The following is a 15,594-nucleotide window of genomic DNA, read 5'->3' on the forward strand; positions in this document are numbered from 1 at the left end:
TACAAAAAAAGCAGCTCGAAAGCTGCTTTTGATCTTATCAGTATTTGTGGAATCGCTTCTCCACTCCGATTAATACCGGTAGTGCTCAGGTTTGTACGGACCATCGGCCGACACACCAATATAAGCGGCCTGCTCTTTTGAAAGCTTCGTCAGCTTTACTCCTAACTGTTCCAAATGTAAACGGGCAACTTCTTCGTCGAGTTGCTTTGGCAGGCGATACACATCGATCGCATAGTCATTTTTCCACAACTCAATTTGTGCCAACGTTTGATTTGTGAACGAGTTACTCATCACAAAACTTGGGTGACCTGTAGCACATCCCAGGTTTACCAGACGACCTTCAGCCAACAAATAGATTGAATGTCCATCTTCGTAGGTATATTTATCAACCTGTGGTTTAATATTGGTTTTAACAACTCCTGGCCACCGCTCCATGCGTCCAACCTGGATTTCGTTATCAAAGTGCCCGATGTTACACACGATCGCTTGATCTTTCATGGCTGCCATGTGTGCGGCTGTGATAATATCTTTGTTTCCGGTAGTTGTTACGTAGATGTTTCCTTCCTCGATGGCATCTTCCATTGTTTTAACTTCGAACCCTTCCATAGCGGCTTGTAACGCGCAAATCGGGTCTATTTCAGTAACAATAACACGAGCACCATAGCCACGCATTGAACGTGCACAACCTTTACCTACATCGCCATAACCGGCAACCACAACTACTTTACCGGCAATCATAACATCGGTTGCCCGCTTAATTCCGTCAGCCAGCGATTCGCGACATCCGTACAAGTTGTCAAATTTCGATTTAGTAACCGAGTCGTTTACATTGATAGCCGGGAACAGCAATTTCCCCTCTTCCATCATTTGATAGAGACGGTGTACACCGGTTGTTGTTTCTTCGCTAACGCCTTTCAGCTCTTTCGCGGCATTTGTCCAACGAGTTGGGTTTTCGGCCAAAATTCGCTTCAGCGCCTTATTCAACTGTATTTCATCTTCTGCTTCCTGCTCCGCATCTAGGATTGAAGCATCTTTCTCCGCATCAACTCCGCGGTGAACCATAATGGTTGCATCACCACCATCATCCACAATAAGATTAGGACCAAGGCCATTACCAAAATCGAGGGCTTTTTCGGTACACCACCAGTATTCTTCCAGAGTTTCACCTTTCCAGGCAAACACTGGAACACCTGCAAGCGCGATCGCTGCAGCGGCATGATCCTGTGTGCTGAAGATGTTACAACTTGCCCAGCGCACTTCAGCTCCAAGTTCAACCAAGGTCTCAATCAACACTGCTGTTTGAATGGTCATATGCAGTGAGCCCATAACTCGGGCACCCTTCAGTGGTTTTTCATCCGCATATTTCCGTCGGATTGCCATCAAACCGGGCATCTCTTTTTCTGCAATTTCAATTTCCTTGCGGCCAAATTCGGCCAAGGAAATATCGGCTACTTTGTAGTCCATTTTAGTATCTGTCATCGTCATCATAATCCTATTATTTTGAATAGCAAAGATAATTCTTTCCCTTAAATTGACCAGCTTTTTTTTTCGACTCAACAAGATAATCTCCTGATTTAGACTGTTTTTTCACCTAAAAACACCGCACAAACAATGAACAAAAACGACGACAAAGTGTTTCGCGACCAGCACAGCGGAAAATTTTCATACAAAACTTCAGAAATCAATTTAGGCTGAAATCATAACCAGATATTCGGCAGAACAATAAAAAAACGCCCTTAAAGATGTGGATTAACATCTGATCAGTCTTTTCTCGACAGATGATTCAAAACTGTTTGTTTGTCCTCCTCTAATTGGACTCGCAAGTCATCGATAGAGGCGAACTTCTTTTCATCTCTGATTTTAGAAATAAACTCCAGTTCAATTTCCTTATGATACAAATCGCCATCAAAATTAAGAATATGCACTTCAATGCTTCGGTGATCGGCATTCGAGTTTACCGTTGGACGTGTACCTATATTCAACATTCCCTCGTAACACTTCCCGCCAACTAACACAAACACCGCGTATACACCATAGCCAGGAATGAGCTTATGTGGATCGGAGGCTAAAATATTCGCGGTAGGGAATTGAATCTTCCGCCCTAACTTTTGCCCTTCAATTACGGTACCATGAAGGGTGTATGGATACCCCAAATAACTATTAGCCCGAGCGACATTCCCATTCTGCAGCGACTCCCTAATCTTGCTTGAACTGATATTTGTGTTGTCGATTAACAGCACATCAAGCTTCTCTAATTCAAAATTAAATTCCTTCGACAAACTTAATAGCATATCGAAGCTACCTTCGCGGTTTTTACCAAATTTGTGGTCATACCCAACCACCAAGCTGTTAATATTGAGCTTTTCAACCAATATTTCGCGTACAAAATCGGTGTAGTTCAGTTGCGAAAACTCCTTCGTAAACGGGTAAATAACCAAATGGTCGATGCCTGCTTTTTCGAAAAGTCGGATTTTTTCGTGTAAGGTAGTCAGCAGGCGCAGGTTGCCTTCGTCGGGAAAAAGTACCAAACGCGGATGAGGATAAAAGGTAAAAATAACGCTCTCTCCGTTTTTCTGCTTGGCAATTTCATTCAAACGACTAATGACTTCCAAATGTCCCAAATGCACCCCATCGAATGAACCAATCGTCAAAATAGGTTTTTCGACGTGAAAATCATTAATATCATGGTAAATCTTCATTTTGCTTGTCTTTCAGGCTCGCCAAAATTACATTTTTTGAAGGGAACATTGCTACTTCCCCTTTAAAATCATGTTTCAAAACTTTGAATAAGCGCCCTGCATGAAGCTTAAATTATTATTTTTACCGGTCGAATAAAATAAACTTGAGATCAGTGAGAAAATTAGGATTTTTTCTATTAGCCATCGCAACCCTTGTTGTTGCCTGTAATGATTCGTCGAAGTATACCATCAAAGGCCGCATTAGCAATGCCGAAGACAATTACATCTATCTTGACGAACTGAAAGTTTCAACGACCGAAACTGTTGATTCGGTGTTGGTCGACCGGGATGGAACCTTTAGCTTTGAAGGAGACGTAAGTTACCCTACGTTTCTTCTCTTGCGCCTGGATCCGAACAATTTCATCACGTTACTAGTCGACTCGGCAGAACAAATCGAGGTCATGGGCGATGCTGCAAATTTTAGCCGATCTTATTCGGTAAGCGGATCGCAGGGCTCATTATATGTGCAACAGTTAAATCAGCAATTAAGCCGAACGAAACACCAACTGGATTCAATTCGTTCGTTGCAGATTTCGTTTCGAAATGATCCGGATTTCGCGGAGAAAAAGAAACAGTGGGATCAGGTATATTATGAAGTACGCCAAAATCAAGTCGAGTATTCTCAGAAATTCGTTGCTGAAAATGCGTTTTCAATGGCTAATGTGCTGGCCTTGTATCAAAAATTCGACGATGACACCTACGTCATTCAGGATATCCAATCGTTGAAACTAGCTGCGTCGGCACTAAATTCCTTCTATCCCGAGTCGGAACACGTAAAAGCGCTTTATGGAAACACCCTGAAATTAATGCAGGAAGAGCGAACGGCCAAAATAAAACAGCTTGTCGACGAAAGAGGGGTTAACAGCCCCGACATTGTGTTGCCAAATTCGGATGGTAAAGAGATTGCGATTAGCTCACTCCAGGGCAAATATGTTTTACTTCAGTTTTGGTCGGCTATGGATCGCGGATCGCGCATATTAAACCCAGTATTGGTAGAGGCATACAAGAAATACAAATCCAAAGGCTTTGAGATTTATCAGGTTTCGGTTGATGAAAACCGATATGAATGGCTGGATGCCATCGATCAGGACAAGCTTAGCTGGATAAATGTCGGCGACATGAAAGGAAGCTACCATGCTGTTACAAACTACAATGTTACCCAAGTGCCCACCAACTACCTGTTGGACAAGGAAGGCCGTATTATAGCGAAAGACCTGAAAGGACCAAACCTGGATAAAATGCTGGGCGAACTCTTAAATTAATTCGATAAAATCACCCTCATTTACGCGGAATGGAATATCGGTCGTCCGGAAATTCTATCTTTGTCAGCATTTTTAATAACCGTTTAGTGTTTTGATTGAAGCAGGTAAGAAAATATATTTCATTTCGGATGTGCATCTTGGTGCACCTGCGTTGTCCAACAACGAAGAACGCGAGCGGCTTTTCGTGAGATGGCTCGACGAAATTAAGAAGGATGCAGGCATGCTGTTTCTCATGGGCGACATCTTCGATTATTGGTTCGAATACAAGCGTGTTGTCCCGCGCGGATTCACCCGCTCGCTAGGCAAGATCGCGGAAATCGCCGACTCCGGAATACCGGTTCATTTTTTTACAGGCAATCACGACATTTGGGTATTTGACTATTTACCCAACGAGTTGGGGGTGCAGGTTCATTACAACGAACTTCGGATTAGCTTGGGGGGCAAGAAATTTTTTCTGGCCCACGGCGATGGACTCGATCCTTTTGATACCGGATACCATTTTTTGAAAAAGGTATTCACCAACCGATTTTTCCAATGGGTATTTGCCCGCATTCATCCCAATCTGGGTATCGCGGTTGCGCATGCCTGGTCGAAAAAAAGCCGTTTAGATAAAGGAATGGGCGATGGATTTAAGGGACCTGTAAAAGAAGGTCTCTTTGTTTTTGCAAAGTCGATTCTTGAAAATGAAGAGATTGATTATTTTATTTTCGGGCATCGACATTTGTTATTAGATTTGCCGATTGAAAATCAAAGCCGTTACATCAATCTGGGTGACTGGATCACTCACTTTTCGTACGGCGTATTTGATGGTAAAAAATTTGAATTAAAGACATATAAAAAATAGGCATTTGCGTGTGCAGATTTGAACGTTATGACAATGAAACTTTACACTAAAATTATTGGAACAGGGCGATGTATTCCCCCAAAAGTGGTGACAAATGCTCACTTTATGGATTATGAATTCTTCGATCCTTCCACCCGCAAATTATTTGATAAGACCAACGAAGAGATTGTCTCCAAATTCCAGGAAATCACCAACATCGTTGAGCGTAGGTGGGTAGCTGACGACCAAGTTAATTCCGACTTGGCTACGATCGCTGTAAAAGATGCCTGCGACTCTTCGGGCATTGATCCCGAAAGTCTGGACTTTATCATTTTCGCGCACAACTTTGGCGATGTTCATCCCAATCAAACGCGTGTAGATACACTTCCCGGTCTGGCGAACCGTGTAAAAAAGAATCTCGACATTAAAAACCCGGCCTGTATTTGTCACGATGTGATCTCCGGCTGTCCCGGATGGACACAGGGTATGATTGTTGCCGACGCCTATATTCGCAGCGAGACCTTTAAAAGAGGAGTTGTGATTGGCGCAGACACGCTTTCACGAATTTCTGATCCACATGATCGCGACACGATGATCTTTTCCGACGGAGCAGGTGCAACCATTGTTGAAGGAATTTGGAGCGATGAGCCTGTGGGTATTTTGTCGCATTCCAGCCGTTCCGACTGCAATCCGTACGCGAACTTACTGACCTTTGGCAATTCGCTTGATCCGGACTTTAAAGGCGATGACTTCTACATTAAAATGGCAGGTCACAAACTATACGTTTATGCGCTGAGCCATGTCCCCGGAGTTGTTAAAGACAGTATTGATAAGGCGGGGCTGACACTAGGCGACATTAAAAAGGTGCTGATCCACCAGGCTAACGAAAAAATGGACGAAGCAATCCTCAAGGGAGTTTTCAAACTTTACAAGGAAAAAAATATCCCGAAAGGCATCATGCCAATGAGCATTGAAAAACTTGGAAACTCGTCAACCGCAACGGTGCCAACCCTGCTCGATCTGATTGTAAAGGGTGACATGGAAGGACAGGAAATCAATTCGGGCGACTACATCATCCTTTGCTCTGTTGGTGCCGGAATGAATATCAACTCGATTATCTATAAATGGGCATAATCCCAACGATATAAAGAACAAAAAAAGAGCTGTTGAAAACGAATGTCAACAGCTCTTTATATTTTAACCCAAACCGTTTTTAGCGGTTTCTTTGAAATCGGTTCTTCCCTGCCGGACGACTTCCACCCGATCGGTTTGTGGGCTTCGGTCGATAACCGGAACCACCTCGCCCCGACGAAGCTGGTTTGCGAACAACAAATTCTTCTTCTTCATCGTCCGGAAACGGATGATCCTGAACCACCGGAATTTCCTGTCTGATCAAGCGCTGAATATCGCGCAAATAGACACGTTCTTCTCCGTCGCAAAACGACAGAGCAGCACCACTTGAAACGGCACGTCCGGTGCGACCGATCCGATGCACATAGGTTTCAGGAATATTCGGAAGGTCGAAGTTAATTACCAACGACAACTGCTCCACGTCAATTCCACGAGCGGCAATATCGGTTGCGATCAACACTTTAATCTTTCCATCTTTGAAGTCGCCCAATGCTTTTTGGCGGGCATTTTGCGACTTATTGCCATGAATGGCAGCCGACTTAATTCCAGCTTTTTCCAGCGAACGAACCACTTTATCGGCGCCGTGTTTTGTACGGGTAAAAACAATCACCGAGTCATACGAAAGGCTTTCCAACAAGTGAACCAATAACTTGGCTTTCCATTTCTTGTTGACAAAATAAAGCGACTGCTCCACTTTTTCGGCTGTTGTTTGCTCTGGTTTAATTACCACCTTTTGCGGATCACCCAGAATTTTTCCGGACAATTCAACAATCGTAGGAGGCATGGTAGCCGAGAAAAACAGCGACTGTCGATTGTGCGGTAACTGAGCGATCAACTTTTTGATATCGTGTACAAAGCCCATATCCAGCATTCGGTCAGCTTCATCCAATACAAAATGGCGAAGCATCTTCAAGCTAATATAACCTTGATCCATCAAATCGAGCAAACGGCCAGGTGTGGCAATCAAAACATCGACCCCGCGCCGAAGCGCTTTCACTTGAGCTTCTTGTTTTACGCCACCAAAAATGACGGTATTACTAAGCCCGGTATATCGTCCGTAAGTATCGAAACTTTCGGCAATCTGAATGGCCAACTCTCGTGTTGGTGTTACCACCAATGCCCTTATTTTGCGTGGCCCTTTAGTTTGAGGGCGGTCTTCTGCCAATTGCTGCAGTATCGGAATCGCAAATGCTGCGGTTTTCCCGGTTCCGGTTTGCGCCGATCCCAGCAGGTCGTGTCCGTTAAGCAAAATGGGAATTGATTGTTCCTGAATAGGAGTTGGATTGGTGTAGCCCTCGTCTGCGAGCGCTTTACAAATGGAATCACAGATTCCTAAATCGTTAAAAGTCATCTAATAAATTAAGACCGTAAAGATAGATTAATAATTTGGATAAAACAGCACCGACGCCATCAGCGCAAATATCACTCATAATGTGCAACTTACACCGAAACAGAAGCAATACAAGAACGCTACAAACACCGAAAGCTACCAAACAACCGGCGAAAGTTGATGAGAAATCAGGAAATCGTTGGCTTTGCTAAAATGCTTATTGCCAAAAAAACCACGACTTGCCGACAGAGGCGAAGGATGCACCGACGTGAGCACGAGATGTTTACTGCGATCGATAAATTCGCCTTTACGAATGGCATAGTTTCCCCACAGGATAAAAACCACGTGATCCTTTTGTGCATTAATTTGATGAATCACCGCATCAGTAAATTCTTCCCAGCCTTTTTTCTGGTGAGATCCGGCATTTTGTGCCCGAACGGTCAGGGTTGCATTTAGCAACAAAACACCTTGTTTTGCCCAATCGGTAAGATTCCCGGAACCTGGAACTTCCTTGCCAATATCACCTTTCAACTCTTTGAAAATATTGCGCAAACTTGGAGGGAAATCGATGCCTTCGTTCACTGAAAAACACAATCCATGGGCCTGTCCGGGACCATGATAAGGATCTTGCCCCAGAATTACAACCTTCAATTGGCTAAAAGGACATTGATCGAACGCGTTAAAAATGAGCTTGGCTGGCGGATAAACCGTATATTCACGATATTCACGATGAACAAATTCAGTTAATTTATCAAAATAAGGCTTTTCAAATTCATCCCTTAAAATGGCTTTCCAGCTTTCGTCTATTTTTACATCCATCGGTGATTGCTTTTCTTTTGAGAGGGGCTAAAATAATTGAATTCAGTTGAAATGCCAAAGAACACGCAAGCCTGAATCGCGAATGAAGGATCTGCAACTTTCCTGAAGTACTACCGCTGTTCGGCTTAGTTTGATAAGTACAAAAAAAAACGCCTACTTCACTCTTCCCGGGTTCTTCTTTACAAAATCGCCCCAGCCCTTGTATCCGGCTTTCGAGACCGGATTCTTCATTTGCAGATAGTGACAGATGGCTACCGCAAGGGCATCGGTGGCATCCAGCTCCAGAGGAAGATCGTCAACCTTCAGCATATTTTTCAGGAAATAGGCCACCTGCTCTTTTGCTGCCCGCCCCATTCCGGTTATCGCCTGTTTCACTTTTAGCGGGGCATATTCAAACACCGGAATATCACGCTGCAAGGCCAGCCCCATAACAATCCCCTGGGCGCGTCCCAACTTCAACATGGCCTGAATGTCTTTCCCATAAAATGGAGATTCAATCGCCAGCTCGTCGGGCTTAAATTCATCAATCAAAGCCTGAGTGCGAATGAAAATATGTTTTAATCGCAGGTAGTGGTTATTATAGCCCGCCGTTTTAACCACTCCAACATGACGAATACGAGGGGTATTATCCTTAATTTCGATCAATCCGTAGCCCATCACAACAGTTCCCGGGTCGATTCCTAAGATCAATTTTCCTTCTAAACTCATGAATTAATTTTTCAGTTGAAATGACAACAGGCCACGCAAAAATTTCGGAAAACGAAGTCTGACTTGTTGGATCAGAATGCCTAAAATTATAAAACTTAAGCCAATAAAGGTGGTTGTATAAATCGTTTCGTGTAAAATGAAATAAATAAACACCAGCGATATAAATGGAGACAAGAACACAAAATTTCCGATAACCGCGTTGTTTACACTTTTATGCAAGGCGTAAATCCAGAGGATATAAGTTACCCCTAATTCGAATAAACCGACATAAACAGCGGCCCAAAATGATTGGCCGGTCCACGAAATATGAAAGGCACCGGGCTCGAAAAAGCTATAAGCGACCAAGAACACCAAACCGAAAATAAAATTCCAGGAAAGAACCACCAGTCGGTCGCGGGTATCGCGGGTACTAAAAATCCAATATAACGACCAAACCACGCTGCTTCCCAAAGCGAGCAAAGCGCCCAACGTGTTTGTCCGGGCAAAACCTTCGACCCCACCCTGCGACGAAATAAACACCACCCCCGCAAAACTACAGCAGATGGCCACCAAGTTTTTCCAGCTAAGCTTTTGCCCCAGCAACGGAACCGACAAAAGTGCCAGCGTAACCGGCCAAACCATATTCAAGGCTTGCGTAACTTGAGCCGGATTAAGCGAATAGGCTTTGAATAATAGGAGATAGTATAGAAATGGATTCAAAAACCCCTGCATGGCCGAATGCCCCAACTGACTGGCAGAAATTTGCTTAAATTCGCTCCACCTCCCGGTAACAAGAACTGCCGCCAGAAAGAAAATAAGCGATACAATTGCTGCTACGAATATGAGTTGAAAAGGGCTAAAATTTTGCAGCGCCAGTTTAAAGGCAGTGGCCACAGTCGACCAAAGCAAAACCGACAACAAAGCCAGCACAATCGCTGTTTTTTGGTTCTTCATTTAATTCAGGTTTTCAGTTGAAGGAGTGACCTCCTGCGGCCGATCATCGAAATCGCCACGCAGTTGCCTGTACCAATCGCGCGCCTGCGACACATGCACGCTCCCCGGATGCTGCTCCAAAAGTTTTAAATAATACGCTTTTGCTTGCTCCTGGTTATTCAATTTTGTTCGGTACAAATTTCCAAGTTCCAGCATCGCGTCGTCAGCCAACAAATCATACGGAAATTCAGTCACTATTTTTTCAAGTTGAGCCGCTGCCTCAATCCAATTTCCTTTCGATTTTAAAACCGCGGCTTTCCGGTAATAAATGTCGTCCTGCAAACTATGAAAGGGGTATTGCTTTTGCAGGCTATCAAGCATAGCCCAAGCGGCTTCCGGTTGATTTCTGAACTGCATCAAATCGGCTTCTGCAAACAGCTGCAACGGCACACTAGTGGTATCCAGATTCAGGTTGTTCCCAATAAAAAGCGAAAGCTCCATCGCATCGTTGGCAATCAGTTTCGACGTACTGGCTTTTAGGACATCCAATTGTGCTTTGGCCCACGACAACTCGCCCATATAGTAGCCAAGCCGGGCTTTTTTCATTTTAACCTCGTCACCCAGCTCATTGGTTTTATTGGCTTCAATTACTTGCGAATACACCAAAATAGCCTCCCACATATCACCTTTAAAAACCTGCACATCGGCCAAGTCGACTTTCAGTTCGTCAATCTCAAGTGGAGTCAAACGGGGAATTTCGATGGCTTTTTCTGCCATCAATATCGCGTCATCCGGCCGGTTTAGGTTGAAGGCCAACAGATGGACAAAATCGCGTATCAGCACCTGAGTTTCGGCTACAAAACCCAACTCGTTGAAACAAACTTCGAACTGTTTTTGCAACTCCAACGGCTCCAGCGCCTGTTTCGGATCAGTCGTAAACTGTTGATATAGCAAATCCATGCGCACCAGTTTGGCCTGATAGAAATAAGGATTCTTCTCTCCCTTCGCGATCAGGTAATCGTAAGCCTTCAGAGCCTCTTCAAAATGCTCATTCCGAGCCGCGATTCGAGCCAGCTCCATAATCATGGGCGACTCATCGATCCCTCGTTTGTCGAGCGAAATCTGCTGACGCAACGCCTGTGCATAATTTTTTTCCTGCATAAATAACCAAATCAGCAGCCGATTGTAGGCAACTGTCGATTGATCCTTTTGCATTCGCTGAATCAGCCGACCACGCAACTGGTTGCGAAGCGAATTGTCAACATCCAGCCGAAATGCGCTTTGCAACGCACTTTCCATCCGGGCCAAGGTATTTTCGTCTTCCCGAATCATATCCAGAAAAACATCAAACATTTTGTGATAGTCGCGCTGATACAGATAAACCCGGCCCAATTCATATAAAAAACTCTCGCCCGGAATTTTCTGTGGTGCTTGCAAATAAAGCTGTTCGGCATAGGCATATTCGCCCCGGGTAAGCAACGCGTTGGCCAAACGCGTATAGTCGGCTCGCGCAGGCAAAACAACGCTCACCGCCTGTTGAAGTTTCTCTTCAGCCTCGGCTATTTTATTCTGTTTTTTCAATAGCAGTCCCCACTGCACATACAAGGTTGCCTCGTTTTCATTTTTTCGAAGGGCTTTGCGGATGATTTTCTCCGCCGTTTCGTAATCGCCGGATTCGGTTAAACAAATCAGGTACAAATCGAAATAATAACTGCTGCTGGTTGCCTGATAAAGCTCGTCGTACAAAACAGCAGCCTTATCAAACTCTTTCGACTGGTAATACTGATTGGCCAGCTGAGCCTTGCTTGCGTCAGGAATTTGCTGCGCAAAAAGCAACTCCCCCGCCAACAAAAATCCTAAAACAAGAAGTAAACGTATGTACAGGTGCTGTTTCATCTTGTGCAAAAGTAATAATATGAATGAACCAATTTTCCTTTCATTTCATTTTAGAAAACCATTAGCCTAAATTAGCGAATTGCCAATAAGCCTTCGCCCGGATTTTAACTAATTTTAAATTGAAAGTAGCAGGATGAAGTTGATAATCATAAGCGGAAACGGGAAGAAATGACTATTTTTACCCGAAATAATCAAAAAACGATGAGCGACGAAATGCAGCCCCGTCCACGTTTACCGCGCTGGATGAAAATGAACATGCCGAAAGGAGAATCGTATTCAAAAGTGAAAAACCTGGTCGGCAAACATGGCCTGCACACGATTTGCAGTAGCGGCAACTGCCCGAATATTGGAGAATGCTGGAACCGGGGAACGGCGACGTTTATGATTCTGGGTGAAATTTGCACCCGCAATTGTAAATTCTGTGGCGTGAAAACCGGAAAACCCCTCCCCGTTGACCCCCATGAACCCAAGCGCGTTGCCCAATCGATCCGGATTATGGAGCTGAAACATGCAGTGGTTACGTCGGTAGACCGCGACGACTTGCCCGACCTCGGTGCTTCAGCCTGGGTGGAAACCATCAATGAAATTAAAGCGGAAAACCCCAACACCAAACTGGAAGTTCTGATTCCCGATTTTCAGGGGCGAGAAGAATTGATACAACAAATTACAGCCGCCCGTCCCGAAGTTGTTTCGCACAATCTGGAAACAGTTGAACGACTAACACCGCAAATCCGAAGTGTCGCTAAATATCGCCAAAGCCTTGAGGTACTGCGCACCATTGCCGAAAGCGGGCTGGCAGCAAAATCGGGCATTATGCTGGGGCTGGGCGAAACCGAAGAGGAAGTGTTGCAAACCATGGACGATTTACTCGAAGTGGGTTGTCGGGTCGTAACAATCGGGCAATACCTGGCACCAACAACAGGCCACATTCCGGTTGTCGCCTACATTCAACCCGAACAATTTGAAAAATACCGAACAATTGGACTCGCAAAGGGTTTTTCTTTCGTTGAAAGCAGTCCGCTGGTTCGTTCGAGTTATCGCGCTGAGCTGCATGCCGGAGCATAGTCGCAACAATAAAAGCACACATCGTTCGGAAGAAAACCAATAAAAGTTGACTGCCCATCTCCGAGCTTTTAACGACTCGCGTTTCCCGGCGTTTGAATTTTGAAATCATTTAATTTGGAACTTTAACAACCTATGGCACAATTTACATACGAAGATGTTGGTCTGAAAGACTATAAAGAATGCTGGGATTATCAGGAACAAATTCTGGCTGACGTTCAGACTGAAAAGAAAGTCAAAAACGGCCCGACGGCACTAAATCGCTTTTTGCTGGTTGAGCACCCTCATGTATACACGCTGGGGAAAAGTGGCGATGAACACAACCTGCTTGTCCATGGCGAATTTTTAAAAAAAATCGACGCCACGTTCTATAAAATCAATCGGGGCGGCGATATCACCTACCACGGACCGGGGCAGTTGGTCGGCTATCCAATTATCGATCTGGAATATTTCAAAATTGGGGTACGCGAGTATATTGAAAAAATGGAAGATGCCATTATCGCCACATTGGCCCACTACGGCATCACCGGAGGCCGAAACCCCGGTGCTACAGGCGTTTGGTTAGACAGCGACATTCCGGCAAAAGCCCGCAAAATTTGCGCAATTGGTGTTCGTGTGAGCCGCTACGTTACCATGCATGGTTTTGCCCTCAATGTAAACACCGACATGCGCTATTTCAGCTACATCAATCCTTGCGGATTTCTCACCTACGGGGTCACTTCGCTCGAACGCGAACTGGGCCGCAAAATGGATATGCAAGAGGTGAAAGAAATTGTGAAAGCAAAATTCAACGAACTCTACTAAATACCAAATAACCAAAAATCAAATTTCAAATCGTATGATAGATACCGACGAATTAGACGATCAGTTTGGAATTGAAGGCGAAGTTGGCTTCATGGAAATGGACGGCGACCTGGTTTTCATCAATGTATCGAATAAATATGCCGATGCCGACATTTGTTTGTATGGCGCCCATGTTACCAGTTTCCGGCCGGTGCGAACCATGGAGATGCTTTACATGAGCCCGGAAACCAGTTACGAAGTTGGCAAGCCTATTCGGGGAGGAATTCCGGTTTGTTTCCCTTGGTTTGGTCCGCACAAAACCGACAGCAACCTACCGCAACACGGATTCGGACGCCTAATGTATTGGAATGTGCTAAGCACTGCCAGTCTCCCCAATGGCGAAACTGAAATTAAATTAGGCTTGAACTCCTCGGAAGAAACCAAAGCTTTTTGGCCGTTCGATTTTGAAGCCGTTCTAAACATGGTCATCGGTGCAAAAATGACCGTTTCACTGGAAGTGAAGAACAGCTCAACAGAGAGCTTCAGCTACACCTGCGCGTTGCACAGCTATTTCGCCGTGTCTGATCTGGCCCACATTCAGATTGAAGGCTTGCAAGGCCTCACGTATTTCAACCAGCTGACTGGCAACAACGACCAGCAAAACGAAGAGATTCTGCACGTTAACGAGGGGCTGACACGCCACTACCTGGACACAGAATCGGCAGTTGTACTGGCCGACGAAGCCTACCGTCGCCGCATAAAGATTGAAAAATCGGGCAGCAAGGTAACGACCGTCTGGAATCCGGGAGAAGCGGCCTGTGCCGGTATTGGCGACATTCCGGACGATGGGTTTGCGAACTTCGTTTGTATTGAAGCAACCAATGCCTTCAATTTCCCAATCACATTGGCTGCAGGCGAAAGTTTCACAACTACCCAGATTTTCGGTTTGGAGAACTAACTCAACAATCGCTACAACATTGAAAAGCTCCAATCTATCTATAGGTTGGAGCTTTTCAATGTTAAAGAGTCGTATGAAATACGAAGAAAGCGAGAAATGCTCTGTCAATTTAAAGTTTTGTCGTTGCTTGTTTCACGATTCATCCTAATTTTACCAGCCTAAAACAGTGCTATGAATATTTTTACAGATAAGGCCGTTGCCGATTCGTACGACGCGTATTACGAAACAGAGTTCGGGAAACGGGTAGACGAGCTGGAGAAAGCTGCATTGACTGAGGTAATGCAAGGAATACCCCGCGGTAAAATGCTCGAGCTGGGTGCCGGAACCGGCCATTGGACGGAATTTTTCCTTGCTGAAGGTTTTTCGGTTACAGCCACCGATATTGCCGATACGATGTTTACACACGCCCGTCGTAAACTCGCCGGACGGGTTGAATTCCTGAAAGCAGACCTGATGAACCTTTCCTTTACCAGCGAATCTGTTGAGTCGATTTCGGTTGTGACAGCATTGGAGTTTTGCGACGATCAGATGCAGGCTTTTGCCAACATGTATCGGGTGTTGAAACCAAAAGGCTGGCTGATTGTGGGCTGCCTGAATGCCAACTCGGCTATGGGAAAAGCTAAAGCTGATGATCCGGTTTATCGTCACGGTAACTTTATGACGAAAGCCGAATTGAACATGTACCTGGAAGGTTTCGGAACACCAAAGATTTTGGAATGCGTCCATTTGTCCGACAAACTGGAACTACTGGACGGAACGCCCGAAGCAGCGAACATACCCGGTGTTTTTATGGCTGCCTGTGTCCAAAAAGTCGACTAAACCGTCGCAGGCTACCGACGCAATTCGGCCTTCGCTCCGGAACGTTTTCACAATAAAACCCGTTAAATCATGCACATCACTGTTGAAATTAGCTACTACCCACTGCTTGAGCGTTATGAAGTACCGGTGAAAGAATTACTGGCTTTGCTGGAAAACCATCCCGAAGTGGAAGCCGAAGTTGGCGGCATGAGCACTTTGCTAGGCGGTGAATACAACGACGTGATGAACTTATTGACCACCAGCATGCGACAACTGATGCAAAGCTACCCGTCGGTCTTCAACCTGAAAATATCAAATTCCTGCGAACTGAAACAGCCCTAACTAAAAAAGCAAAAAAGAGGCACTTGGCCTCT

14 protein-coding genes and 1 pseudogene are annotated in these 15,594 nt (G+C 45.0%); 8 read left to right on the top strand and 7 right to left on the bottom strand.

The window, feature by feature from the left end:
- Positions 1-69: 69 nt before the first annotated feature.
- Together ahcY and ABZD21_RS06050 are read right to left on the bottom strand one after the other, a co-directional pair.
- On the bottom strand, positions 70-1,491 hold the full coding sequence (gene ahcY, locus ABZD21_RS06045; RefSeq protein WP_372773761.1) for an adenosylhomocysteinase: 1,422 nt from the start codon (positions 1,489-1,491) through the stop codon (positions 70-72).
- Between the two features lie 269 nt (positions 1,492-1,760).
- Positions 1,761-2,699: a bifunctional riboflavin kinase/FAD synthetase gene (locus ABZD21_RS06050; protein WP_372773681.1), complete on the bottom strand. Its 939-nt coding sequence runs from the start codon at positions 2,697-2,699 to the stop codon at positions 1,761-1,763.
- A 152-nt stretch (positions 2,700-2,851) separates the two neighbouring features.
- Between ABZD21_RS06050 and ABZD21_RS06055 the strand changes: the two genes are divergently transcribed.
- The 3 genes from ABZD21_RS06055 (at position 2,852) to ABZD21_RS06065 (ending at position 5,957) form a co-directional block, all read left to right on the top strand.
- Complete coding sequence (locus ABZD21_RS06055; RefSeq protein WP_372773682.1) at positions 2,852-4,000, top strand: thioredoxin-like domain-containing protein; 1,149 nt, start codon at positions 2,852-2,854, stop codon at positions 3,998-4,000.
- Between the two features lie 91 nt (positions 4,001-4,091).
- Positions 4,092-4,844, top strand: a complete 753-nt coding sequence (locus ABZD21_RS06060) for a UDP-2,3-diacylglucosamine diphosphatase (protein ID WP_372773684.1) — start codon at positions 4,092-4,094, stop codon at positions 4,842-4,844.
- Between the two features lie 33 nt (positions 4,845-4,877).
- A complete protein-coding gene (locus ABZD21_RS06065) occupies positions 4,878-5,957 on the top strand; it encodes a 3-oxoacyl-ACP synthase III family protein (protein ID WP_372773685.1) in 1,080 nt (359 codons plus the stop codon).
- Positions 5,958-6,036: 79 nt separating this feature from the next.
- Here the strand turns inward: ABZD21_RS06065 and ABZD21_RS06070 are convergent, their stop codons facing one another.
- The 5 genes from ABZD21_RS06070 to ABZD21_RS06090 all read right to left on the bottom strand — a co-directional run bounded on the left by ABZD21_RS06070 (position 6,037) and on the right by ABZD21_RS06090 (position 11,619).
- Positions 6,037-7,305: a DEAD/DEAH box helicase gene (locus ABZD21_RS06070; protein WP_372773686.1), complete on the bottom strand. Its 1,269-nt coding sequence runs from the start codon at positions 7,303-7,305 to the stop codon at positions 6,037-6,039.
- Positions 7,306-7,440: 135 nt separating this feature from the next.
- Positions 7,441-8,103 (bottom strand): uracil-DNA glycosylase, encoded by a 663-nt coding sequence (locus ABZD21_RS06075; protein WP_372773687.1) that lies wholly within the window; start codon positions 8,101-8,103, stop codon positions 7,441-7,443.
- A 153-nt stretch (positions 8,104-8,256) separates the two neighbouring features.
- A complete protein-coding gene (gene ruvC, locus ABZD21_RS06080) occupies positions 8,257-8,811 on the bottom strand; it encodes a crossover junction endodeoxyribonuclease RuvC (RefSeq protein WP_372773688.1) in 555 nt (184 codons plus the stop codon).
- Positions 8,812-8,814: 3 nt separating this feature from the next.
- On the bottom strand, positions 8,815-9,744 hold the full coding sequence (locus ABZD21_RS06085) for a DMT family transporter (RefSeq protein ID WP_372773689.1): 930 nt from the start codon (positions 9,742-9,744) through the stop codon (positions 8,815-8,817).
- Positions 9,745-11,619: a tetratricopeptide repeat protein gene (locus ABZD21_RS06090; protein ID WP_372773690.1), complete on the bottom strand. Its 1,875-nt coding sequence runs from the start codon at positions 11,617-11,619 to the stop codon at positions 9,745-9,747.
- Positions 11,620-11,769: 150 nt separating this feature from the next.
- On the opposite strand from ABZD21_RS06090, the pseudogene lipA reads away from it, so the two are divergent.
- From lipA to ABZD21_RS06115, 5 genes and pseudogenes are all read left to right on the top strand, one after another.
- A pseudogene (lipA, locus tag ABZD21_RS06095) lies at positions 11,770-12,684 on the top strand (lipoyl synthase); the annotation flags it as partial.
- Between the two features lie 132 nt (positions 12,685-12,816).
- Positions 12,817-13,485, top strand: a complete 669-nt coding sequence (gene lipB / locus ABZD21_RS06100) for a lipoyl(octanoyl) transferase LipB (protein ID WP_372773691.1) — start codon at positions 12,817-12,819, stop codon at positions 13,483-13,485.
- 34 nt (positions 13,486-13,519) lie between these two features.
- Positions 13,520-14,422: a D-hexose-6-phosphate mutarotase gene (locus ABZD21_RS06105; RefSeq protein WP_372773692.1), complete on the top strand. Its 903-nt coding sequence runs from the start codon at positions 13,520-13,522 to the stop codon at positions 14,420-14,422.
- A gap of 171 nt (positions 14,423-14,593) precedes the next feature.
- Positions 14,594-15,241: a class I SAM-dependent methyltransferase gene (locus tag ABZD21_RS06110; RefSeq protein ID WP_372773694.1), complete on the top strand. Its 648-nt coding sequence runs from the start codon at positions 14,594-14,596 to the stop codon at positions 15,239-15,241.
- Between the two features lie 69 nt (positions 15,242-15,310).
- Complete coding sequence (locus tag ABZD21_RS06115; RefSeq protein ID WP_372773695.1) at positions 15,311-15,562, top strand: hypothetical protein; 252 nt, start codon at positions 15,311-15,313, stop codon at positions 15,560-15,562.
- Positions 15,563-15,594 lie beyond the last annotated feature (32 nt).

This window comes from Mangrovibacterium sp., from assembly GCF_041596335.1.
GTDB lineage: Bacteria > Bacteroidota > Bacteroidia > Bacteroidales > Prolixibacteraceae > Mangrovibacterium.